The 22,498-nt window shown below is 41.0% G+C and carries 23 protein-coding genes; 19 read left to right on the top strand and 4 right to left on the bottom strand.

The features are described 5' to 3' along the window. The first annotated feature begins 11 nt into the window (after positions 1–11). The 18 genes from HWV03_RS14880 (at position 12) to HWV03_RS14795 (ending at position 15,902) form a co-directional block, all read left to right on the top strand. Positions 12–263, top strand: coding sequence for an acyl carrier protein (locus HWV03_RS14880; RefSeq protein WP_211676617.1), 252 nt, complete (start codon positions 12–14; stop codon positions 261–263). 110 nt (positions 264–373) lie between these two features. After that, positions 374–913: a COG4648 family protein gene (locus HWV03_RS14875; RefSeq protein WP_255546844.1), complete on the top strand. Its 540-nt coding sequence runs from the start codon at positions 374–376 to the stop codon at positions 911–913. A gap of 3 nt (positions 914–916) precedes the next feature. Continuing rightward, positions 917–2,335 (top strand): AMP-binding protein, encoded by a 1,419-nt coding sequence (locus HWV03_RS14870; RefSeq protein WP_211676615.1) that lies wholly within the window; start codon positions 917–919, stop codon positions 2,333–2,335. Beyond that, entirely contained in the window at positions 2,328–2,771 is a 444-nt protein-coding gene (locus tag HWV03_RS14865) for an ApeI family dehydratase (protein ID WP_211676614.1), read from the top strand. Before HWV03_RS14870 ends, HWV03_RS14865 begins: the two co-directional genes overlap by 8 nt. Continuing rightward, positions 2,768–3,505, top strand: coding sequence for a glycosyltransferase family 2 protein (locus tag HWV03_RS14860; protein WP_211676613.1), 738 nt, complete (start codon positions 2,768–2,770; stop codon positions 3,503–3,505). Before HWV03_RS14865 ends, HWV03_RS14860 begins: the two co-directional genes overlap by 4 nt. A 19-nt stretch (positions 3,506–3,524) precedes the next feature. After that, positions 3,525–4,469 (top strand): LpxL/LpxP family acyltransferase, encoded by a 945-nt coding sequence (locus tag HWV03_RS14855; protein WP_211676612.1) that lies wholly within the window; start codon positions 3,525–3,527, stop codon positions 4,467–4,469. Positions 4,470–4,482: 13 nt separating this feature from the next. Continuing rightward, positions 4,483–6,030, top strand: coding sequence for an HAL/PAL/TAL family ammonia-lyase (locus tag HWV03_RS14850; RefSeq protein WP_211676611.1), 1,548 nt, complete (start codon positions 4,483–4,485; stop codon positions 6,028–6,030). Positions 6,031–6,078: 48 nt separating this feature from the next. After that, on the top strand, positions 6,079–6,507 hold the full coding sequence (locus HWV03_RS14845; protein WP_211676610.1) for an acyl-CoA thioesterase: 429 nt from the start codon (positions 6,079–6,081) through the stop codon (positions 6,505–6,507). Further along, positions 6,500–7,138 (top strand): outer membrane lipoprotein carrier protein LolA, encoded by a 639-nt coding sequence (locus HWV03_RS14840; protein WP_211676609.1) that lies wholly within the window; start codon positions 6,500–6,502, stop codon positions 7,136–7,138. Before HWV03_RS14845 ends, HWV03_RS14840 begins: the two co-directional genes overlap by 8 nt. Continuing rightward, positions 7,125–9,566: an MMPL family transporter gene (locus HWV03_RS14835; protein WP_255546843.1), complete on the top strand. Its 2,442-nt coding sequence runs from the start codon at positions 7,125–7,127 to the stop codon at positions 9,564–9,566. Before HWV03_RS14840 ends, HWV03_RS14835 begins: the two co-directional genes overlap by 14 nt. Beyond that, on the top strand, positions 9,563–10,171 hold the full coding sequence (locus tag HWV03_RS14830) for a DUF3261 domain-containing protein (RefSeq protein ID WP_211676607.1): 609 nt from the start codon (positions 9,563–9,565) through the stop codon (positions 10,169–10,171). Before HWV03_RS14835 ends, HWV03_RS14830 begins: the two co-directional genes overlap by 4 nt. Beyond that, positions 10,168–11,349 carry a beta-ketoacyl-ACP synthase gene (locus HWV03_RS14825; RefSeq protein ID WP_211676606.1) on the top strand — a complete coding sequence of 394 codons (1,182 nt, stop codon included), beginning with the start codon at positions 10,168–10,170 and terminating at the stop codon, positions 11,347–11,349. Before HWV03_RS14830 ends, HWV03_RS14825 begins: the two co-directional genes overlap by 4 nt. A gap of 14 nt (positions 11,350–11,363) precedes the next feature. Then, positions 11,364–11,825: an ApeP family dehydratase gene (locus HWV03_RS14820; RefSeq protein ID WP_211680247.1), complete on the top strand. Its 462-nt coding sequence runs from the start codon at positions 11,364–11,366 to the stop codon at positions 11,823–11,825. Beyond that, positions 11,818–12,543 (top strand): 3-oxoacyl-ACP reductase FabG, encoded by a 726-nt coding sequence (gene fabG, locus HWV03_RS14815; RefSeq protein ID WP_211672260.1) that lies wholly within the window; start codon positions 11,818–11,820, stop codon positions 12,541–12,543. The genes HWV03_RS14820 and fabG overlap by 8 nt, the downstream gene beginning before the upstream one ends. Continuing rightward, positions 12,543–13,769 carry a beta-ketoacyl-ACP synthase gene (locus tag HWV03_RS14810; RefSeq protein ID WP_211676605.1) on the top strand — a complete coding sequence of 409 codons (1,227 nt, stop codon included), beginning with the start codon at positions 12,543–12,545 and terminating at the stop codon, positions 13,767–13,769. Before fabG ends, HWV03_RS14810 begins: the two co-directional genes overlap by 1 nt. A gap of 126 nt (positions 13,770–13,895) precedes the next feature. Continuing rightward, a complete protein-coding gene (locus HWV03_RS14805) occupies positions 13,896–14,531 on the top strand; it encodes an outer membrane beta-barrel protein (RefSeq protein ID WP_211676604.1) in 636 nt (211 codons plus the stop codon). A 94-nt stretch (positions 14,532–14,625) separates the two neighbouring features. Further along, positions 14,626–15,372 carry a DNA-3-methyladenine glycosylase I gene (locus HWV03_RS14800; protein WP_211676603.1) on the top strand — a complete coding sequence of 249 codons (747 nt, stop codon included), beginning with the start codon at positions 14,626–14,628 and terminating at the stop codon, positions 15,370–15,372. 11 nt (positions 15,373–15,383) lie between these two features. Next, on the top strand, positions 15,384–15,902 hold the full coding sequence (locus HWV03_RS14795; RefSeq protein ID WP_255546842.1) for a DUF1439 domain-containing protein: 519 nt from the start codon (positions 15,384–15,386) through the stop codon (positions 15,900–15,902). Positions 15,903–15,967: 65 nt separating this feature from the next. Here the strand turns inward: HWV03_RS14795 and HWV03_RS14790 are convergent, their stop codons facing one another. Continuing rightward, positions 15,968–17,884: a methyl-accepting chemotaxis protein gene (locus HWV03_RS14790; RefSeq protein ID WP_211676601.1), complete on the bottom strand. Its 1,917-nt coding sequence runs from the start codon at positions 17,882–17,884 to the stop codon at positions 15,968–15,970. Positions 17,885–18,148: 264 nt separating this feature from the next. Here HWV03_RS14790 and HWV03_RS14785 point away from each other — a divergent pair, with 264 nt between their 5' ends. Further along, positions 18,149–18,481: a PBPRA1643 family SWIM/SEC-C metal-binding motif protein gene (locus tag HWV03_RS14785; protein ID WP_211676600.1), complete on the top strand. Its 333-nt coding sequence runs from the start codon at positions 18,149–18,151 to the stop codon at positions 18,479–18,481. Between the two features lie 472 nt (positions 18,482–18,953). Here the strand turns inward: HWV03_RS14785 and btsR are convergent, their stop codons facing one another. From btsR to HWV03_RS14770, 3 genes are all read right to left on the bottom strand, one after another. Further along, positions 18,954–19,667, bottom strand: coding sequence for a two-component system response regulator BtsR (btsR, locus tag HWV03_RS14780; RefSeq protein WP_211676599.1), 714 nt, complete (start codon positions 19,665–19,667; stop codon positions 18,954–18,956). A gap of 3 nt (positions 19,668–19,670) precedes the next feature. After that, complete coding sequence (locus HWV03_RS14775; protein WP_211676598.1) at positions 19,671–21,362, bottom strand: sensor histidine kinase; 1,692 nt, start codon at positions 21,360–21,362, stop codon at positions 19,671–19,673. Positions 21,363–21,833: 471 nt separating this feature from the next. After that, on the bottom strand, positions 21,834–22,289 hold the full coding sequence (locus HWV03_RS14770; RefSeq protein ID WP_211676597.1) for a GAF domain-containing protein: 456 nt from the start codon (positions 22,287–22,289) through the stop codon (positions 21,834–21,836). Between the last annotated feature and the right edge of the window lie 209 nt (positions 22,290–22,498).

Below are 22,498 nucleotides of genomic sequence, written 5' to 3'. Positions count from 1 at the left end.
AAGGATTTCCCATGCAATCTAGAGAACACATCTACCAAACATTAGCCGACATCTTAGTTGAAGAATTTGAAATCGATGCAGACGATATCAACCTCAGTGCCCATCTATATACTGACTTAGATTTAGACAGTATTGATGCCATTGACTTAGTGATTAAATTACGCGAGATTACTAACGAAAAAATTGAACCTGAAGTGTTCAAATTAGTACGTACAGTAGAAGATGTTGTAAACGAAATCGAAAAACTAACGTTGGCGAAATAATCGCAGTATATTAGTCCACAGTGAATTATATGTTGAAGAAACTACTTACAGTGATCTTGGGATTGTGCTTATTACTTTACCCCTTTGCAGTATATTTAGGGTTAAATTACGTGAGTCCTTTTTGGCTTGGGCTCGGTTTATTAGTGCTGTTATTGTCTCGTTTAATGATGCTACGTGGTGTTTTGAATAAAATGCCTTGGTTATTACCCGCAACCGCGCTAGGCGGTTTGGCGATAGTTACCTCGTTATTTACTGATTCAGATATTGGCTTTAAGCTATATCCGCTGATGGTTAACTTTGCCATGCTGGCGGTATTTGCGTATTCATATCTTAAACCGCCCACTGTCATTGAAACATTTGCGCGGTTACAAGATCCAGATTTACCTGAACATGCTGTAAATTACACACGTAAAGTCACTTTAGTTTGGTGTGGTTTTTTCATCATTAATGCCAGTATTTCATTGTATACGGCTTTATATAGCTCATTTAAAGTGTGGACTATTTACAACGGATTTATCGCGTATATTTTGATTGGTAGCTTGTGTGCGATTGAATTTGTTATACGCCTATTTGTGCAGCGAAAGTATGCGAATAATAGCGACGTAATCAGTGCTAATACAAGTATTGAAACGACGCAGAAGGAAGACTAAATAATGACAGAACTGTCGCAACGTCAGCGTGATATATGCTTTCATATAAACAAGCAAGCATATAGTTTTGAGCAGTTTAGTGCTGATATTCATGATACAAGACAAGTGGTTCGCCAAATGGATGCAGACAGTGTGTTACTGTTTCATCAATCGAGTTATCAGTTTAGCGTTGGCTTTTTCGCTCTGGCACTGGAAGGTCGTCACATTGTTATGCCACCGAATGCACAGTCTCAAACACTCATGCATATCGCGCCACAATGTCAGGCTACGCTCGGTGATATTAAAGTCGATGGACTAGATGCGATAAATGTAGCATTAATCGACGCGCCTTTGATTAACATGAACAGCATTGCTAAGCATGATATGATTGCTGTTCAAAGTCAGCCATTACAAGACAGATCTGCCCTGTTTACACCATTAGACTGTCAAATTACCTTCTTTACATCAGGTTCGACCGGGCAGCATAAACCGATTGTTAAACAGTTTAGTCAGCTTAACAGTGAAGTCGATGTACTAATCAATACCTTTGCTGTACGTCTAGATGCCTCACAGCTATTATTAAGCACAGTGTCCCATCAGCATATCTATGGGCTGTTATTTAAACTGTTGTTGCCGTTAAAGTCCGGCTTAGCAATTGTTAATGATACCTTTGAATACCCTGAACATATTAGTCAGCTTTTGGTCGAAGAGCTAGGTGATCATGGCCGCCCAACAGCATTATTGATCTCTAGCCCTGCGCATTTAAAACGGCTGAGCTTAGATAATGTCTTGATAGCAAATAAAGCGCAATTACAAGGTGTATTTAGTTCTGGTGGGCCATTACCTTTTACTGTCGCTCAAGAATTATTTACCCAACTATCGCAGGCGCCAATTGAAGTCTTTGGCAGCACTGAAACCGGTGGTATAGCGTGGCGACAGTGCCAAGACTCAACCCCAAGTGCGTGGCGGGTTTTCCCAGATATTAGCTATCGTATTATGCCTGAGACTGCGCAGTTGGTCTTAACATCACCTTATATTCATGATGCTAACTACGTCACCGAAGACCGGGTTCAGCGTATTGATGAACAACATTTTGAAATGTTAGGCCGTGCCGACCGCACTGTGAAGCATGAAGAGAAACGTATTAACCTCGACCATATGGAACGCTGTCTACAGCAACACGTGTTGGTTAACGAGGTTCGTGTTATCGTACTTGATGGCGCTAAAAAACAAGTGTTAGCAACAGTGATTGAATTGACCGAAGAAGGGCAAGCATTACTGAACGAACAAAGTAAGAAGTCACTGAATGATGGCTTTAAAAAGCACTTACTCGGTGAGTTTGAACGCATTTGTTTACCTAAAAAGTGGCGTTATCCAGCGCAAATGCCATTTAATTCTCAAGGTAAATTAGTGATTAAAGAATTGGAGAAATTGTTTGACTGAATTAGTGAAAGTGGATGCAACCATTCTGAGTACTGAATTTCTTAATACAAAGAACCCGGATGATAAGGTTGTATTAACCTTGCATATCCCAACAGACCTAGATTACTTTAAAGGCCATTTTGACCAAGCGCCAATCTTAGCGGGTGTTGTTCAACTGCACTGGGCGGTAGAGTATGCGAAGCAATATTTAAGCATGGGCACGGCTGATGTGATGAATATTCAAGTGTTGAAGTTTCAGGAAATGATCTTACCGGGTCAAGATGTGGTGCTGACGTTAACGAAAAAATCAGCCGAAAAAGTGCTGTTTAGTTATCAATCCACAACGTCAAACGGTGATATTAAATCTCATTCTTCTGGTCGACTTATTTTTGCTGAAACAGTTGCTGTATATAGCGCTGAACATAACGCTGAAAAGAATACGGTAGGTGGTCTGTGAGTTATTGTATTGTGATCCCTAATTACAATCACACGGTAGTGATTGATCAGTTGTTAGGGGCTTTGGCGGAATACAAGTTACCTGTGATCATGATTAATGATGGCAGCGATGCTGACAGTAGCGTATTTATGCTGACGTTAGCGGAAAAATACAGTTATGTCACTTTGATTAGCCATGAGCAGAATCAGGGGAAAGGTGCGGCAATACAAACAGGTTTAAAGTATGCAGATAGTATGGGCTTTACTCATGCTGTTCAAGTGGATGCCGATGGTCAGCATGATATTACTGATATCAATAAACTGGTTGAGTTATCACAGGCACAGCCAAGTCAGTTAATCAGTGGTCAACCTATTTATAATGAGTCTGTGCCTAAACACCGCTATTATGCGCGTTATTTAACCCATGTTTGGGTATGGATTGAAACGCTCTCATTTGATATTAAAGATACCATGTGTGGCTTTCGGGTATACCCATTGGCTGAGACGCTCGGCTTGTTAGCCAAAAATAACAATATTGGCGAATATATGGCGTTTGATACCGAAATTATGGTGCGCTTATATTGGGATGGTGTAAATACGTTCTTCTTACCAACCAAGGTTAATTACCCTGAACATGGCGTTTCACATTTCCGGTTATGGGAAGATAATGTGGCTATTTCATGGATGCACACGCGTTTGTTTTTTGGCATGTTAAAACGTTTTCCACAGCTACTATTGCGTAAGTTTAACACTTGATTAAGGGCAGAATAACGATATGACTACCACAGTTCACTGGTCAAAAATGCAAGAGCGCGGTACCTATATTGGAATGAAAACACTGCTGCTTTGCTACCGTATTCTAGGCCGTACTGGTTTGTCTATTATTCTTTACCCTGTCATTGTGTATTTGTATTTCACTGGTGGAGAAAGCAAAAAAGCATCGTTAAATTACCTTGGTAAAGTTGCAAAGCGTAAAGGCAGTTCGAAACAGCCGGGTCATCGAGAAGGTATCAAACATTTCTATATTTTTGCCCAAAGCGCATTTGATAAAATAGATGCTTGGACGGGTAAAATAACCATGGAACAAGTGGAGTGTGATTACACTGATAAATTTAGACACTTATTAGAAACGAGTCAAGGCGCGGTATTTATTGGCTCGCACTTGGGTAATTTGGAAGTATGTCGCACGCTCAGTGTCGGTAAGTATAAAACCCGTATTAATGTATTGGTATTTACTCATCACGCCGTTGAATTTAATAAAATAATGCAAAAGATTAACCCCAATGTGAATGTTAACTTCATTCAAGTGTCAGATGTGGGTGTTGATTTAGCCATTTTATTAAAACAACGTGTAGAAGCGGGTGAGAAGGTCGTTATTGTGGGAGACCGAACCAGTACTACGTCTCCTGGGCGAGTCGTTTATGCCGAATTTTTAGGCCAGAAAGCGCCGTTTTCACAAGGGCCATTTATTCTAGCTTCTTTGCTGGAGTGCCCTGTGTATTATCTATTTTGTTTGAAAGACGGTGACAAATATCGCCTTATCTTCGAACATGTATCTGATAAATTGAAGTTTGCACGTAAAACCAGACAAGCCGATATTGGCGAGCTGATTAATCAATACGCACAAAGGTTAGAACACTTTTGTTTGCAGTACCCGTATCAATGGTTTAACTTTTTTGATTTTTGGCAAGAAGACCATAAAGTAGAACGTAAGAAATAGTTTGGAGAAGTCAGTGGCTACCACTAAAGCAACAATTAAGTTTGGCGAATCACGTTTAACGATTGAAGATATCGTTGCAATTGCGAAACAAGAAAAGCATGTCAGTATCAGTGATGCACCAGAGTTAACGACTAAGATTGATTCAGCGCTCGCGTTCTTAGATAGCTTATTAAAAGAAGATGGTGTTATTTATGGTGTAACCACAGGTTATGGTGATTCTGTTACAGTAAAAGTACCGCTTCATCTAGTACATGAATTACCATTACACCTTACTCGTTTTCATGGTTGTGGTTTAGGGCAATTATTTAGCACTGTTGAAGGCCGTGCTATTTTGGCTACCCGACTTAATTCTTTAGCACAAGGCTATTCTGGCGTAAGCTGGGAAATGCTGCATTTATTGGCGGCCTATTTAGAACACGATATTATTCCGGCGATCCCACAAGAAGGGTCAGTGGGTGCAAGTGGTGATTTAACGCCATTATCTTATGTTGCTGGCGCATTAGTTGGCGAACGTGATGTGTATTATAAAGACCAGATCCGCAATAGTGGCGAAGTCATGGCAGAGTTAGGTCTAACGCCATTAGTGCTACGACCTAAAGAAGGGTTAGCGATCATGAATGGCACGGCAGTAATGACAGCCGTTGCTTGTTTAGCCTTTGATCGTGCTAACTACCTCACTAAATTAGCGGCGCGTATTACTGCCATGGCGAGCTTGTCTATTCAAGGTAATAGCCATCATTTCGATGAGATCTTATTCTCGGTAAAACCACACCCAGGTCAGCAACAAGTCGCTACCTGGATCCGTAATGATTTGAATCACGCAGAACACCCACGTAATGCTGACCGTTTACAAGATCGTTATTCGATTCGTTGTGCACCGCACGTTATCGGAGTATTGCAAGATTCACTGCCTTGGTTCCGCCAAATGATTGAGAACGAGCTGAACTCTGCAAACGATAACCCGATTATTGATGGCCAAGGTGAACACGTATTACACGGTGGTCATTTTTACGGTGGTCATATCGCGATGGCTATGGACAGTATGAAAACAGCGGTTGCTAACCTAGCTGATCTTGCTGACCGTCAGTTAGCGTCTTTGGTTGATAGCAAATACAATAACGGCTTGCCATCAAACTTATCGATGAGTGATGAATCGCGCCGTTATATTAACCATGGTTTCAAAGCCATGCAGATTGGTGCATCTGCGTACACAGCAGAAGCATTAAAACAAACCATGCCTGCCAGTGTTTTCTCACGCTCTACTGAATGTCATAACCAAGACAAAGTGAGTATGGGCACGATTGCCTCGCGTGATGCAATGCGTGTTTTACAGCTGACAGAGCAAGTATTAGCGACGACATTATTGGCGACAGTACAAGGCCTACGTATTCGTATTGAACGTAAAGAGTTAGATTTGGCAAGTTTACCTGTCGCTGTTCAAGCTATGTATAACGACATTTGCAGCTTCTTCGAACCATTAGTAGAAGACCGACCAATGGATAGTTTATTACGCTTTACAATTGATGCGATTCAAACGCAGCGTTGGGCGCTTTATCAATAATCTTTACACAAAAAACAAGATACAAGATACAAGCAAGGTAATACATAAATGAGCAAAAATAGTCTGTTATCAGAATCCGTTATTATTGACGTACCGTTTCATGATTGCGATCCGATGCAAATCGTGTGGCACGGTAATTATGCACGTTACTTTGAAGTCGCTCGCAGCGCGCTATTACGTAAAATGAATTTTGATTATGAAGATATGAGTAAATCAGGCTATATGTGGCCAATTGTTGATATGCGCGTGAAGTATATTGCTTCGGCGCGTTATGCTCAGAAGATAAAAGTGGATGCACATTTAGTTGAAGTGGAATCTCGCTTGAAAATGGAGTATGTAATCACCTGCTTAGATACAGGTAAGAAGTTAACTAAAGCATCGACTATTCAGTTAGCTGTTGATTTAGAAACGCAAGAATTGCAATTTGTGACACCACCTGTCTTTACTGATAAGTTAAAGGGTGAACTGAATGGGTAGTTGGCTACGACTGCTGATCTTACTGTCATTGACTGGCAATGTGTTTGCTGCCGATGATGCTAAAGATTTAAGCTCGGGTAAAATTAAAGGCTCAGCAGCACCACTGGCACTATTATCGCAGTTTAAACCGCTGGCGATAGCCAGTGGCACATTTGTGCAACACAAGTATTTCACGGTATTGAAGAATCCAGTGATCTCCAGTGGTGAACTGTTTTTAGATCAAGCTTTAGGCTTTGTCTGGCATACCAGTAAACCGATTGCCTCGACCATGATACTCAAGGAAGAAGGGCTATTTTCCATCGACCACCGTCAACAGCAAAAGCAGATCAATAATGCTACACCAATTGCAAGCGTGCTCATGAGCGCCTTGTCTGGTGATCTTGCTGCGCTCGAAACTCAATTTAGCTTAGCGACCACATCATTAACAAAAGCAGCATCTTCAAACCAAACTTGCATTGAATTAACGCCGAAAGATGCGGTGATAGCGAAAGTTATGAGGGTGATTGAGCTATGCGGGAAGGATACTGTCGATCATTTAGTATTATTTGAAACCTCTGGTAACCGTACCGAGATTGAACTTAGTTTGACTGCGGTTGATGAACTGCCAAAGGCTATTCGTGAGCAACTCTAACTTTAGTGGCTGCAATAATAAGTTTGGACTTAAATGTTACTTGTTCCAATTGGTTGTGGTATTGCTATTAGCGGGTTATCAACTTGGCTGGGGTCAATGGAAAATAGAGACGAATATACTGTCGTTATTACCGACCGACAGCCAAGCGCAAGCGAGTCAGCAGCAAGATATAAACCAAGCCAAGTCGGCCTTATTCCAACAAGCGAATCAACGGGTATTAGTGGCGATTTCAGGTGAACAAGCTATTCCTGCGTATCACCAATTAGCTAATACTATTACGTCGTTTACTGGCATTGAAAACGAATCAATGACAGTCCCTGATATCAGCGATGTGATTGCGTTTTATCAGCCTTATCGTGACAGTGTCATGACCGATGACTATCAAGCCTTGTTAACCGAACCACAAGCAATTAATAATTTTGTCTTAGGTAAACTGACGCAAGTAAGCGATCCGTTCGTTAGCGGTAGTTTAGCTATTTCCCCACGATTGAATTTGGCTGATTTTTTAGCGACAGGTTTAACCCAGTTACAATCGTTTGAAACTGAACAGGGCATTATTGTCGTTCATAAAGATGGGTTAAAACATTACATTATGCCTATTAAGGTTAATGTTGATGGTTTCTCTGTGAAGCAAACTCAAGTATTTTCGACGCAGTTACAGGCAGAGTTTCAAAGATTAGAAACCAAGTTCGATGTGGATGTGCTTTACAGTGGAGTATTATTCCATACTGCAGAATCGAGTCAGCAAGCTGAATATGAAATGTCGACCTTTGGCGTGATCTCATTATTAGCTGTGTTATTAATGATTTTAGCGGTATTTCGCAGTGCAAAGCCCGTTAATCTGTCTCTGCTGGTATTAGCCATCTCGATCATTTATGGATTAACGGCGGTCGTTACTTTATTCAATCAATTGCATTTACTCACTTTAGTCTTTGCTGTGACCTTAATTGGTATTGTTATTGATTATTGTTTTCATGCCTTTGTTAGTCTCAGTAATAGTAATAGTAATAGTAATAGTAATACTGGCGGCGGTATTAAATCGATTCGTACCGCCTTGTGTTTAGGGTTTATCACGACTGCATTAGGTTATGCAGCACTAATCATGTCGCCGTTATCCTTATTGAGTCAAGTTGCAGTATTCATGATCTTTGGCTTGTTTGGCGCACTGTTAACTGTGCTGCTATTACTGCCTTATTTAAATCTAAGTGGCAACATCAGCGTAACGCCAAGTGTTTGGACGTTAACAGATAAGCTAAATACCTGGTTAACAAGACTGCACCAGCAACGCCGACTCGTCTTTGCCTTACTGAGCTTAGGGTTAGTCAGTGTGATCGTCATCGATGACATTAATTTTAATGACGATATTCGGCTGCTTAATTCCAGTCCCGCATTTTTGATTGATAACGAAATCAAAATGGCGAAGCTAATGGGTTACCAACACAGTCAACGCATTGTGATTACCGCGGATGATAGCGAAACCTTATTGCAACGCCAAGAAGTCTTACTTGCACGATTGCAGCATTCACAACAGCAAGGTTTAACCGTGAAGAGTATTGCCAGCTTGTTGCCGTCCGTTGCGAAACAACAAGCAAGCAACGATCTGCTTAAAGACGCTGAGCAACAACAGATTTTCCAGCAGGGATTAGCGATCTTAGGGTTAACTGATACGGTAGATGGATTTAAGCCGTTAACGTTAGATGCGTTTAATTCTGGTCCATTACAGGCCCTATCTGCTGTGTACATTTTTCAATATAAGTATCAAAACCAAGATACCAAGAATATAGATGAGAGTGTAGATAAGAAAGCGACGATGAAGTACGCCTTGTGGGTTGAAACCTCAGGTGTGGCATTAAATACTGACTTACAGCAATGGATCGCAGATCAACCTGACATGAGTATTGATAATAAACCTGCGGAAGTGTCTGCGGCATTAAACCATTATCGACAAGCGTTATTATTACTGTTCGCGGGTGCGATATTAGTGGTGACGATTGTGCTGTGTTTACGTTTTGGCTTGATGCAAGGCTTGCTAGGGTTATTAAGTATTATGGTCAGTGCTGGCGGTGCCTTGTTATTAACGCAATTAAGCTTAGGCCATCTTAATATTTTCAATTTGTTAGCGGTATTACTTATTCTCGCTTTAGCAATTGATTATGTTATTTTTTATCAAGAACACGGATTGCAGCGTAATACCGTTTTAGCGATAACTTTATCGGCTATTTCATCTGCGCTGGTATTTGGTGTACTTGCCTTAAGTGTGACACCTGCGGTAGAAAGTTTCGGCTTAACTGTTATGTTTGGGATCTTGTTAGTATTTCTATTATCGCCATTAAGTGCAAAACAAGTCACGGTACTGAGTACCAAACCAGTTGAGACAGAAAGTCGGGGTGACGATGTGAGTCATAACAGTATTGAGGTAGTAAAATGAAGTGGACCTGTTTGCCGAGACTAAGCTTGCCGAGATTAACCGCTGTGTTATTAACGGCCTTATTATTAACTGGCTGTATTAGTATGCAACAAAGCCATTTAGTCGCGATGGCACCGGGTGTCACCTTACAACTTACTGCACCACCAGAAGCATTACAGATGCAGGCGAAAACGCAATTAATTGAAGCCGAGTTTAATGGTGAAACCCAAAGTTTATTAGCACAAGTCGAATTTACTGAAACGCAAATTAAATTGGTGGCGATGACACCCTCAGGTATTCCGTTGTTTGATGTATTCTGGAGCGTAAATGACGAGGCTGTGATTAACCAATATGTGCCTGTACCGGGATTAGATATCGGTTATGTGATCGCAGATCTGCAATGGGTTAACTGGCCGTTGGCGCAATTACAGTCAGCGACCAATGGTTCGTTTAGAGAAGAATTTAGCAATCATGAGGGGCAAACCTCAACAGATTGGACACGTACATTAACGCAAGATGGTCAGGTCATTTTGACGGTTGAAAAGTTCGATAATCGTTATATCCTTAAGCATTTACTGCGCGATTATCAAATAACAATAACAGAATTAAGTAAGGTGTCACTGTGAGTATCTGTCTAAAAGATTTTGGTGTGGTATGTGCTTTAGGTGATTCGAAAGCATCTGTCGCTGCTGCACTACTAAAAGGTTACCGAGGTGGATTGGTACTTGATAGCGAGTTGCCCATTGCAGAACCTCAGTATGTTGGTCGTGTCGCTGATGCAACTTTTGATAAAATACTCACCCGTAATGATAAGCTTAGTCAGTTGGCTTATTTACAAATTGCCGATACGCTTGCGCCTCTGATAACTGAGTTTGGGCAACAACGTATCGCAGTGGTGATTGGGACCAGTACTGCAGGCATTGAATACGGCGAACAAGCATTAAAGCAAAAAATGGCGACAGGCGAATACCCAGAAAACTATCATTATAAAGTGCAGGAAATGGGTACCACAGCGCAGTTTATAGCGGATTTATGTCAGGCTAAAGGACCGGTTTACAGTATTTCGACAGCCTGTTCATCTAGTGGTAAAGCGTTAGTCAGTGCACAGGCATTACTGGATGCTGACTTAGCTGATGTGGTTATTGCCGGTGGTGTTGATAGTTTAGCAAAGCTTACCGTCAATGGCTTTAAAGCATTGGCCTCAACAGCGACTGCAATGAATAACCCATTTGCGACAGACCGTGATGGTATTAATATCGGTGAAGCATCGGCGTTATTTGTCGTCACCAAAGAGCAAGGTGGCATTCAATTGTTAGGGGCGGCTGAAACCTCTGATGCCCACCATTTATCAGCGCCGCACCCAGAAGGAGAGGGCGCATTACGGGCGATGCAAGTAGCATTGGCCGAAGCGCAGTTACAAGGCTCACAAATAGATTATGTCAATCTACACGGTACTGGCACACCAAAGAATGATGACATGGAAGCTAAAGCCATGTCTAACGCTTGTGGAAGTGAAGTATTGTGTAGTTCAACAAAAGGCATGACAGGCCATACGCTAGGCGCAGCAGGTGCATTAGAGGCGGGTATTTGTTGGTTATTACTTCATGATGAATATAACCCAGAACATAAAGTGCCGGCCAATGTGAGCGATGGTGAGGTAGATAACAGCCTTGCTACGATAAACCTAGTGGATGCAAAGGCCAATGCCGATCGTACAGCTAAGAATAAGTTACAAACCTGCATGAGTAATTCGTTTGCTTTTGGCGGTAACAATATCAGTTTAGTGATAGGAAAACAGCAGTGAACCAATCTACAGTAGTGAGCAAATATCCAATTGCAGATGTCTTACCGCATAGCGCACCGATGATCTTAATTGATGAGTTGGTGAGTTATGACGACGAAAACGTCTGTTGCCGAGTGACTATTACGCCCACGATACCTTTCTATGATTGCGCTAAACAAGGCGTACCAAGTTATGTCGGCTGCGAATATATGGCGCAAACCATCGCGGCTTATGGTGGTGCGCATGCACTGGATGATGCTGGTGAGGTGAAAATTGGCTTTCTATTAGGTTCTCGTAAATATAACGCCGAAGTGGGTGTATTTAGAGTCGCGCAAACCTTGTTAATTGAAGCCAAAAAACTAATTCAAGACGAATCAGGACTGTGTGTTTTTGATTGCGTTATAAAAGATGAAGACGATGCGGTGCTAGCAAAAGCTAAAATCAATGTATTCCAACCGCAGGATCCCGCACAATTTTTAAAGGATAATCATGAGTAAACGTATTTTAGTAACAGGCTCAAGTCGTGGACTGGGTAAAGCGATCGCACTGCAATTAGCAAAAGACGGCTTTGATATTACGGTTCATTGCCGTTCTGGCGTTGAAGCGGCGCAGGATACTTGTGCTCAAATTGCTGAACTGGGTCAAAGCACGAGCTTATTACAATTTGATGTGTGCGATAGAGCCGCGGCAAAAGCAAGCATCGAAGCGGACATCGCTGAACATGGCGCGTATTATGGCGTGGTGTGTAATGCGGGTATTACGCGTGATATGGCATTCCCATCAATGGAAGGCGAAGACTGGGATGATGTGATCCGTACTGGCTTAGACGGCTTTTACAATGTGATTCATCCAACGGTAATGCCAATGGTACGCGCTAGAAAAGGCGGTCGTATCGTTACTATGGCCTCTGTTTCTGGCCTCATGGGTAACCGTGGTCAAGTGAATTACAGCGCAGCAAAAGGCGGTATTATTGCAGCATCAAAAGCGTTATCGCTTGAGCTAGCAAAACGTAAGATCACTGTAAACAGTGTAGCTCCAGGGTTAATCGAATCAGACATGACCAATGACTTACCGCTCGATGAAATCAAAAAAATGATCCCATTAAAACGTATGGGTAAACCGGAAGAAGTGGCAGGTACAGTGTCATTCTTAATGTCTGATTGTGCGGCTTATATCACTCGCCAAGTTATTTCTGTAAACGGTGGGCTAATCTAATGAGAAGAGTTGTTGTTACAGGTATGTCTGCGGTCACTGCACTTGGTGACGATTGGGCGACGTTTAAAGCTGGTCTAGAAAAAGGTGAAAATGCTGTTAAAGTGATGCCTGAATGGGATTATCTTGATGGGCTTAATACCCGCTTAGCAGCACCTGTCCTGCATTTTGAAAAACCAGCCCATTATAAGCGTAAACAAGTTCGCTCAATGGGGCGCGTATCATTAATGTCGACACGTGCAACAGAGTTGGCGTTAGATCAAGCGCAATTATTAGACCACCCAGCATTAACCGATGGTCGCACGGGTATTTCGTACGGTTCATCTGTGGGGTCGACTGAACCACTGGTTAATTTTAGCCGCATGATGGACACGGGTAACATGTCTGGCGTAACGGCGACCAGTTATATCCAAACTATGTCACACACCGCACCAGTAAACGTAGGCGTATTCTTCGGTTTGACGGGACGTGTTATTACCACAAGTTCGGCCTGTACGTCGGGTTCACAAGGCATTGGTTATGCGTATGAAGCGATTAAATTTGGTCGTCAAGATTTGATGGTTGCTGGTGGTGCTGAAGAGCTTTGTATTACCGAAGCGGCGGTATTTGATACCTTGTATGCAACAAGTGTTAAAAATGATACACCTGCGCTCACACCGCGACCATTTGATACTGATCGTGATGGCTTGGTGATTGGTGAAGGCGCATGTACGCTGATTCTAGAAGAGTTGGAACATGCCCTTGCGCGTGGCGCGACAGTTTACGCTGAGATCATTGGTTTTGGTTGTAACTCTGACGGTAAACACGTGACCCAACCAACCGCGGCAACTATGCAAGTAGCCATTGAACAAGCGGTGGAAGATGCCAAGATTGATATCGATGAAATTGGTTATGTGTGCGCCCATGGTACAGCAACGGACCGAGGCGACATTGCCGAAACCATCGCCACTGCCAATGCGTTAGGTAAAAAACCAATCAGCTCATTAAAGAGTTATTTAGGTCATACCCTTGGTGCTTGTGGCGCAATTGAAGCGTGGGCATCAATCAACATGATGCAAGACAACTGGTTCGCACCGACAATCAACTTAGATAATATCGCGCCTGAATGTGGCGATCTTGATTATATTCGCGGTGAAGGCCGTGAGATACACACTGATGTTGTGATGACTAATAACTTCGCCTTTGGTGGGATCAACACATCACTGATATTTAAACGCTGGCATAAATAGCATTTCGAGAATATAAACGCGCCTTACTTTTCATTAAGTTGCGCGTTTTTTGTAATTTTAACTGGAGTAATTGCTCTGCCTGTCGATAATAAGGTTATACCTTAACTAAGTGATGAGTAGACATTGATGTCGATTAAATCTGTTTTATCTGCGGTGAGCTTACTTGCTTTAAGCCCATTGGCTGCCGCGGAGTCTTTTTACCATAGTAATATTGAATTGAGCTATGCAGAAGACACATGGACGTTGAATACAGAAAATGAAATGTCGGAAGATGTACATTTCAAAACATTCATTGATAAAAAAAGTGACATATCAGAAGTCAGCGATGCATCGGCTAAATCAACGGATATTACGGTTGGTTTGTCAAAGACATTTAGGGTTCATGAATATGCGGAGATATATGGTTCGGTTAATCTTGGCGTTAGTGCTTTAGTCGCAAGAATTGAAGGACAAGAAAAAGATAAAACCGTTGCAATATTAACATCACCAGTATTGGGTGTTACGTATTCTACGTCACCTGAGTATGAAATAGATTTTAATGTATCATATGACCTGGTGAACCTCGATCATGAAGTGGATGCTATCCAATCTATTTATAACGCTACAAAATTTAAAGTGGGGGTTAAATACCATGTTAACTCGGCCGTCACAATCAGTGCGGGCTACCACTGGACGGTTACCGGGCAAGACAGGTTAAACCTGAACAATGTTGTATTATCATTCAGGCTTAACCTCGAGCCCGTTGTTATGTTTATGATGTAGCGTTTTTCCTTATCGTTATATTCCTGAACCTTGGTTTGTATTGCTAATTTACTGTACACTTATCCAATACATTTAAACGGTTTAGAGATACGTTATGGAATCATTCGACAAAATATACCACCGTGCCGCGGAACGTAAGGGCGGAGAACAGGCGTTAGCGTATTTATTATCGCAACCACTGACAAATGCCGAACTCGTTACTGTACAAAACAGCGATGTGTTGGCTGAGTTTACCCGTGCGATCTTTAAATCAGGGTTCGTATGGCGAATTATTGAAATTAAGTGGGCTGGATTTGAAGAGGTGTTCTGGGGCTTTGACATTGATAAGCTAATCTTAATGCCTGACGATATGTTAGAGCGTAAAGCGGCTGATGCTAAAATTATTCGTAACTATACCAAGGTAAAGACAGTACGTGATAACGCGCTGTGGCTCAAAGATATCTGTGACGAACATGGCTCTGTTGCTAAGTGGTTAGCACAATGGCCAGCCGATGATGTCGTGGGTTTATGGCAATATATGAAAAAACACGGCAGTCGTTTAGGTGGTAATACCGGCCCGTATGCATTGCGTCGATTAGGTAAAGATACGTTTATTTTGAGCAGTGATGTGGAAGCTTATTTTCGTGGGCATCAACTCATCGATGGTGGGCTCATGACCAAACGTAGTTTAACCACGATCCAAAACACCTTTAACCAATGGCGACTAGAATCGGGTTACAGTCTGCAAGAACTTAGCCAAATTGTCGCTTATTCTGTCGGTGATAATCGCGTTGGTTTTAGTGGCGAAGTGCAGAGTAATGCCGAAGTAGATAGTAATACCGAACTAGAGAGTGTTAAATAATGAAAACTGGTATGAATAAGTTAATCATCACCTTGTTATTAATGTGCACATTTGTATTACCCGCACAGGCGTTAACGGTTAAATTTAGCGAAGCAGAGTTGCAAGAGAAAGTCTTGAGTGTCATGCCGCTAGTGAGAAAAACTTCATTTTTGACGGTTGAACTGAGCAAACCTGTATTAGCACTAGCGAAAGATAAGAATGAAATTGAGCTGCAATTAAATGTTAAACTATTAATGGCAGGTTTAGAGTACAGTGGTCATACGCGACTAACGGGATCACTGAGTTATAATTCAGAAAAATCCGCGTTCTATGTAACAAATATGAAGGTGCATGAAGTTAAGGTTGAAGGCATGCCGGACTTGTTTACACCACAAGTGATCCAAATAGCAGAGCAAGTGGTAAATCCAGTACTTAACCAAATGCCAATATATAAACTTAAAGATGACTTAACCCAAACCATGATTAAAGCTGTTCTAGAGTCAATTGAAGTGCGTAACAAGGAATTAGTTGCGACACTCAAAGTCATTTAACAAAAAATACCGCGTAACGCTAATGTTAAGCGGTATTTTTAATATATTTAGATTCAGCTAGTCCGCTATAACTTAAATACGCCGACCATATCACCAAGACGCATCGAAAGATCGCGTAATGCATGACTTGACTTCGCTAAGCCTTCTGCAGTATCTGCTGTGCACTGGGTGATATCATTAATCTCAACGATGTTTTGATTGATTTCATTGACCACAGTTGATTGCTCTTCTGTTGCTGTCGCGACTTGTGTGTTCATGTCCGAAATATGGCCAATACGCTCACCAATAGATACTAGTGCTGTCGAGGTATCGGTTGTCGCGATTGTACCCTGTGTGGTTAACTCACGGCTTTTTAGCATAGCTGCTACTGCGCTGCTGGCCTCATTTTGTAAGTTATCAATCATTATTTGAATTTCGTTGGTAGATTGATCGGTACGGCTTGCTAAACTACGTACTTCATCTGCAACTACGGCAAAACCACGCCCTTGTTCACCCGCACGTGCCGCTTCGATCGCAGCGTTAAGCGCCAGTAGATTAGTCTGCGCTGAAATGCTGCTTATCACCTCTAAAATGCCACCAATCGCCTGGGTATTATTGGCTAATGAGTCGATAACTTGGCTGACTTCATCCACATCACCTGCAAGCTGGTTAATCACATCACTAGCTTGGGTTACAACGTGTTGACCACCTCGGGTTTCAGTTTCTGCATTTTGGGCTTCAACGGCTGCCGCTGATGCGTTATTAGCGATCTCGTTAACTGTCGCGCCCATTTCATTAATTGCAGTGACGACCAGAAAGGTGCGGTCTCGTTGTTCATGGCTATTATCTAAAGTGATCTGCGCTTGGCCTGCCACTTCTGCTGCTGCCTCCTGGAGCGCTTCACCAGTGCGTGATACTTCTTGCATTGAATCGTGGATTTTAGTGATAAAACTATTAAAGCCCAATGACAATTGCGCAATTTCATCGTGTCCTTGAATCTCAATACGTTGACGCAGATCGCCGTCACCATTACCAAGCTCAGAAAACACACCTGCGATACGTTGAATTGGACGCGTAATGTTGTTACCTAACCAGATGGCGATGAAAGTAAAAGCAAGGGCAATTACAAATGTCCATAACATGATCTTGTTATTGGCTTGCGCTAAGCTGGCAAATGCTTCCTCGGTCGGTAACTCGGCAATCACATACCAATCCATTGATGGGATATAACTACTGGCAATTAATGTATCATGATCCGACACGGTCGTTTCCGCTAGATTGAATGCAGTTTTTTTAAGTAGGGAAGTGGCTACTTGGCTATCATATTGTTGGATTAGGCTGGTCTTACCCATAAGCGCACTGTCATTATGTAGACGGATCATGCCTGCTGCATCCACCAGATAAACAAAACCACTTTGCTCTAGCTTAAATTGATTGATAAAATCGACCATTTCATCGAGGGATTTTGACAGGCCAGACATGCCTTGCCCATTACGTTGCTGGTAGTTAATAAAGAGTTTCATCTCGCCGTTACTTTCTTTAAATACACTCACAGACTGTTGCTGACTACTGTTGGTAAAGTCAAAAAACCAGTTATCTTGTTGACGATTCAGCTGACGTAAAAACCCGTTTTGATTCCAGTAGTCACCGGTTATACGGTTAGCAAAGGAAGCATCAATAAGCTGATATTGGCTTTTTACATCGTTAAGCACTTGCACAAGCTGTGCTTCTTGCGCAGGGGTTCGTTCCGTTTGCAATAACTCAAGCATAAATCGGTTGCTCGCCACTTGCTGGGCTGCCTGCTGTAAGCTTGATATCTCTTTATCAACCTGATTGCGGATCTGCATTAATTTAGCGGGCAGTTCAGAAGTGGTTAAGCGTGTTTCAATGACTTCTTTGGCTAGGTTTTGACTCACTAACCCGACGAGTAAGGTCGCGGTAATAACGGCACTAATCATAGTTATGATCAGTTTTTGCTTGATACTAAATTGACTTAAATTCATTAGGGTATTGTCCTGGCCTATCGATAAGGGAATTCAAATGTAAAATGTTGCTGGATTTCAGTAATAATCAGCACTTTAATTTGAATTATTATAATTACAGTTTAACATTATGCGTTAATTAACTTGGTTAACGGCATAAATAACGAAACCTTTAGCGATATAGGCGCGGTTTTAATTAATTAACTAGCCTAGTGTTTAAAAGATGGCAGTTTTATAGTATAAGAGCCCACTGAATTAAGAATATCTAAAAATTAGGAACTGCAGATGTCTAAAATGTTTTTCAAAGGTCGTATTGACGCGAGATTAAATCACGTTAAATCTGGCTATAACACTAAACGTGATATTAAGCTTGGGACTGACGAGTTACCTTTAAATTTGACCGTGCAAACACCAGAGCGTAAAACTGAAATTGAAGTAATTTTAGCTGACACCAAATTAGTCGCGAACATTGAAGTAAATGCAGACAAAGAAGAAAATACCCGTGATTTAGACGGTATGTTAAATAAGCCAAAAACAACTGTATTCGAAAAAACGCCTAACCGTAATGATCCTTGCTCATGTGGCAGTGGTAAAAAATACAAAAAATGTTGTGCTTAATTTATAGTGACCGTCACTTAATTAAATAACGTTTGCCTTAATTGTGCATTAAGCTCTTAGCCATATGGTTAAGGGCTTTTTTTATGTCTGCCGTTTAATGTTCAATGTAACGATTAGTTTCAATAATTGAACGATTTTACCGGTAACATCGACCACTTAAGTCGCCATACAACCACTGACATAATCAACACTATTAATATAGCGTTATCTTACTAAAATTACGCCCATATAAATAAGGAGATCTATATGAGTTTGTTGTATTTTTTTTGGTGGCTTGCGTCCATCAATTAAACTCGTACAGCACTGTTGCTGACAAGGATGCAAAGGAGATTGGATATAGATCAGCCTGGCAGGGGTGAAAGAAGTGCTTCTACACATTAAGTAATGTTTCTTTATATTCAGTCTTTAGCATAAAAATAGCCTTATTCACTTTCGTGGTAAGGCTATTTTTTTGTCGTTGAATTCCGAATGCTTATACAATACCAAAGCTTTGTTTTAATAGTTTTAGGTAACGGCGGCTTACGGGTAACGTTTTACCACTTGTCGTCACGATTTCAGCTAAACTATTATCCAATAGTTGTATCTCTTTAATTGCTTTTAGATTAACAAGGTACTGGCGATGACAACGAATTAAAGGGGTCTTTTCTTCTAGTACCTTCAATGTTAATTGGCTCGTTGTTTCTTGCTGGCCGGTATTAATGTACACACCAGATAATCCGCTGTATGCAAATTCAATATCTTCAGTGGCTATAATGAGAATACGGTTGTGACCAGTGCAAGGAACTTGCGCCAACTGTTTATGCTCTATCGCAGTGTAGTTTTGCGGTGTTGTTGACTTGACTAACCTGTCTACCGTTTTTTGTAATCGCGCGGGATCGATAGGCTTAAGCAGATAATCAAAAGCGTTCTCTTCAAAAGCCTGCAAAGCATATTGATCATATGCTGTTGAAAACACAACTTTAGGCATGTTGTCAGGGTTAAGCATCGAGAGCATCTTAATGCCCGTAATCTGTGGCATCTGAATATCTAAAAATATAATGTCGGGCTTTAACTTGTTAATGAGTTGCAAGCCTTCGATTGCATTTTCTGCTTGTTGAATTACTCGAATCTGTTTGGTTTCATGTAATAATTCGATTAACTCTTCACGAGCATACTGTTCGTCGTCAATGACGATAGCATTAAGCATGAGCTAGTGTTCCTTATTATTAATTGTTATCGTGCTTATCGGTAGTAAAAATGATATTTGAGTTAGCTTATTTGCTATGCTTGAAATCTGTAAACTTGAACTGCTATTAAAATGATTAATTAGTCTTTTATCTACTATTTTCAGTCCTAACCCTTTTGAATCTTCTTTTGTTGTGACATATGTACCCGCATTGTCGGTGACAAAAATAAGCGTTCCTTTCGCTGTTTTTTTACTGTATATCTCTAATTTACCGGCTCCTAGCATAGTTGAAATACCGTGCTTGATGGCATTTTCGATGAGGGGTTGTAGAGTAAAACTCGGTAGTCTTATATCCATCAAATCTGGGTCGATATCAATATTGACCGTTAATCTATCTGTTAATCGGGCTTGTTCAATGGTCAGATAAGCGTTTACGTGAGACAGCTCTTCACGCAGGGTTACCGACTCAATGTTCTGTTTAAGATTACTACGGAAAAATTGTGACAGGTGCTGGATCAAAGCTCTGGCTTTATCTGGTTCACGACGTGTCACAGCACTAATTGTTGTTAGCGCATTAAATAAGAAGTGTGGGTTAACTTGAGCATGTAATAATTTAAGCTCAGCTTGTGTTAATAGTGTTTGTTGCTGCTGGTAGTGACCAAGTAATATCTGGCTCGACAGTAATTGTGCGATCCCCTTTGCCATCGATATATTGATATTAGACAGTAGCTTTCGGTGTAGTTCGTACAATTTAATTGTGCCTACGACCTCATTGTTACCATTACGTAACGGTAAGATTAATGCTGAGCCTAATCGGCATTTTTCATCAATAGGGCATCGGTAGATAGTTGTGCTGTTTAGGTCTACGATGCGGTTTTCATTAATCGCTTGTTGAGTATAATTTGAAATGGGCACATTCGCTTTATGATGTCGTTCACCAATACCAACAAAGGCTAGAATGTTGTGCCTATCTGTAATAGCTATCGCACCGACATTCGTTTCTTCATAAAGAATGTTTGCTATGGTTTTCGCACTTTCAGTATCAAGACCTTGATTAAGAATGCCGACACTGCGATCTGCAATTCTTAATGCGCGTTGTGAAAATGCGGTTGAATACTTTTCAAAAATAGATTTTCTATCCTCGATAATACTCATAAATAAGACTGCACCAATCGTGTTTGCGGTGATCATAGGTAGCGCTATTTGACTGACTAATGCGAGTGATTGATCGTAAGGTTTGGCGACCGCAAGTAAGATTGCCATCTGTGTTAGTTCTGCAATCAAGGTAATTAAAAAAATAACGTGTGGTTTAAATAGGTCATTAATTTTATTTTTACGTAACAGATAGATGTGAAAAAAACCACCAATCAAGCCTTCTATGGATGTCGAAATAGCGCAAGCGAGATCAGTAAAGCCACCCATAAAATAACGATGTATACCGCCTGTCATGCCGACGGCTAATCCAACAATAGGGCCGCCAAATAACCCCCCCATTACAGCGCCGATTGCGCGGGTATTCGCTATTGCATCTTGGTATTGCAAACCAAAATAACTACCCATGATGCAAAATATCGAAAATAAAAGATAACAGCTAAGTTTATGCTCCCAGCGTGAGGATATATTTAATAGAGGCATGAAAATAGGTGTTTTGCTGAGTAGATAAGCGAACACGAGGTAAACACACATTTGTTGTAATAGAGAGGGGATCAAATCCATAATGTCATCTCAATTTTATTGATTAATAACAAACAGTAACGATAATTATTTTCATCTTGAGTATTGAATGCGCTGTTCATTTATGAATGAGGCAGCATACTACACACTTACTAAAAAAACCTATTGAATTTAATCATTTAGCTTGGTTTAAGTTGTTTTTTGACCGAAAAATAGCAGTTAGCTTAAATCAGGAACAGTTTGCTTATACCTTTTACATAATAAGGAGTATAAAGTTAGTTATATCAATAATATATCTATGGTCTTTAGCAGGGTTAACGTAACGCGATTTGAAGAACCATACTATCGCAGTGTATCTGGATTTAGATAATTCAAAAGGAATTAATGAAACGTTTGATCATTGAAAAGGTGACTAGATGCGGATTAACAGCTTTATAGCAGTAATAAAAAACGCAAAGTGAGCGTTAATAAGGACGTTAGCAACATAATATATGCTGCTAACGTTGAGCATCATTAGAATGCTAATTCGATATCAGCTTTCAATTGCACTAACTCACTGCATACCGATGGTGAACCTTCGTTAAAATCAAATGTTTTATCATTTAGGGCACAAATTGTCCCAACGACAACCCCTTTAGCCATCAATGGAAACCCAAGATAAACACCGAGATTAAATTTCACGTAATCTTCGTTGCCTTTCCATTCTTCATCAATACTTGCATCTGGGATAAATACCGGCTGCGCAGTATCGACAACACGTTCGCAATACAGTTCGTGGCAACCTGGCTGCCGACTTTTGGGGCCACAGTCTCCCACATTATAAATAGGTTGTTCATTGGCAACGACAACTTCCATTGTGTCGGGTTTTGACTCCATGATCAGGATTGAATGTAAGCCTGAATGATTGGCGAGCGTATTTAGACGATCTTGCCACTCAGAGAATGATTGTTTGATGTTAACAAATGGCATATTTAATTCCTTATATCCTTATTTGGAGTTAGTTTTAATTATACGTCTTAAGTGTGTTTTTTTAGTTGATTAGATCTCATTTTTACAATTTTAACAGTAAATTTTTGTCAGTTATATGATATGTGAATAAACATATATAACTGTGTTTATTGTGTTTTATTTACCCGTCTTAACCCTATCTTAACCTTCCATTTTTTATACTTGCCTTA

The sequence above is a fragment of the Moritella sp. 36 genome (genome assembly GCF_018219415.1).
Taxonomy (GTDB): Bacteria; Pseudomonadota; Gammaproteobacteria; order Enterobacterales; family Moritellaceae; genus Moritella.
This window is presented reverse-complemented; position numbering and strand designations above follow the sequence as displayed.

Excerpts from the sequence above, each read along its gene's own strand:
- HWV03_RS14880 (WP_211676617.1), top strand. The coding sequence starts at position 12 with ATGCAATCTAGAGAACACATCTACCAAACATTAGCCGACATCTTAGTT.
- HWV03_RS14870 (WP_211676615.1), top strand. The coding sequence starts at position 917 with ATGACAGAACTGTCGCAACGTCAGCGTGATATATGCTTTCATATAAAC.
- HWV03_RS14855 (WP_211676612.1), top strand. The coding sequence starts at position 3,525 with ATGACTACCACAGTTCACTGGTCAAAAATGCAAGAGCGCGGTACCTAT.
- HWV03_RS14845 (WP_211676610.1), top strand. The coding sequence starts at position 6,079 with ATGAGCAAAAATAGTCTGTTATCAGAATCCGTTATTATTGACGTACCG.
- HWV03_RS14840 (WP_211676609.1), top strand. The coding sequence starts at position 6,500 with ATGGGTAGTTGGCTACGACTGCTGATCTTACTGTCATTGACTGGCAAT.
- HWV03_RS14830 (WP_211676607.1), top strand. The coding sequence starts at position 9,563 with ATGAAGTGGACCTGTTTGCCGAGACTAAGCTTGCCGAGATTAACCGCT.
- fabG (WP_211672260.1), top strand. The coding sequence starts at position 11,818 with ATGAGTAAACGTATTTTAGTAACAGGCTCAAGTCGTGGACTGGGTAAA.
- HWV03_RS14810 (WP_211676605.1), top strand. The coding sequence starts at position 12,543 with ATGAGAAGAGTTGTTGTTACAGGTATGTCTGCGGTCACTGCACTTGGT.
- HWV03_RS14805 (WP_211676604.1), top strand. The coding sequence starts at position 13,896 with ATGTCGATTAAATCTGTTTTATCTGCGGTGAGCTTACTTGCTTTAAGC.
- HWV03_RS14800 (WP_211676603.1), top strand. The coding sequence starts at position 14,626 with ATGGAATCATTCGACAAAATATACCACCGTGCCGCGGAACGTAAGGGC.
- HWV03_RS14795 (WP_255546842.1), top strand. The coding sequence starts at position 15,384 with ATGAATAAGTTAATCATCACCTTGTTATTAATGTGCACATTTGTATTA.
- HWV03_RS14790 (WP_211676601.1), bottom strand. The coding sequence starts at position 17,884 with ATGAATTTAAGTCAATTTAGTATCAAGCAAAAACTGATCATAACTATG.
- HWV03_RS14785 (WP_211676600.1), top strand. The coding sequence starts at position 18,149 with ATGTCTAAAATGTTTTTCAAAGGTCGTATTGACGCGAGATTAAATCAC.
- btsR (WP_211676599.1), bottom strand. The coding sequence starts at position 19,667 with ATGCTTAATGCTATCGTCATTGACGACGAACAGTATGCTCGTGAAGAG.
- HWV03_RS14775 (WP_211676598.1), bottom strand. The coding sequence starts at position 21,362 with ATGGATTTGATCCCCTCTCTATTACAACAAATGTGTGTTTACCTCGTG.
- HWV03_RS14770 (WP_211676597.1), bottom strand. The coding sequence starts at position 22,289 with ATGCCATTTGTTAACATCAAACAATCATTCTCTGAGTGGCAAGATCGT.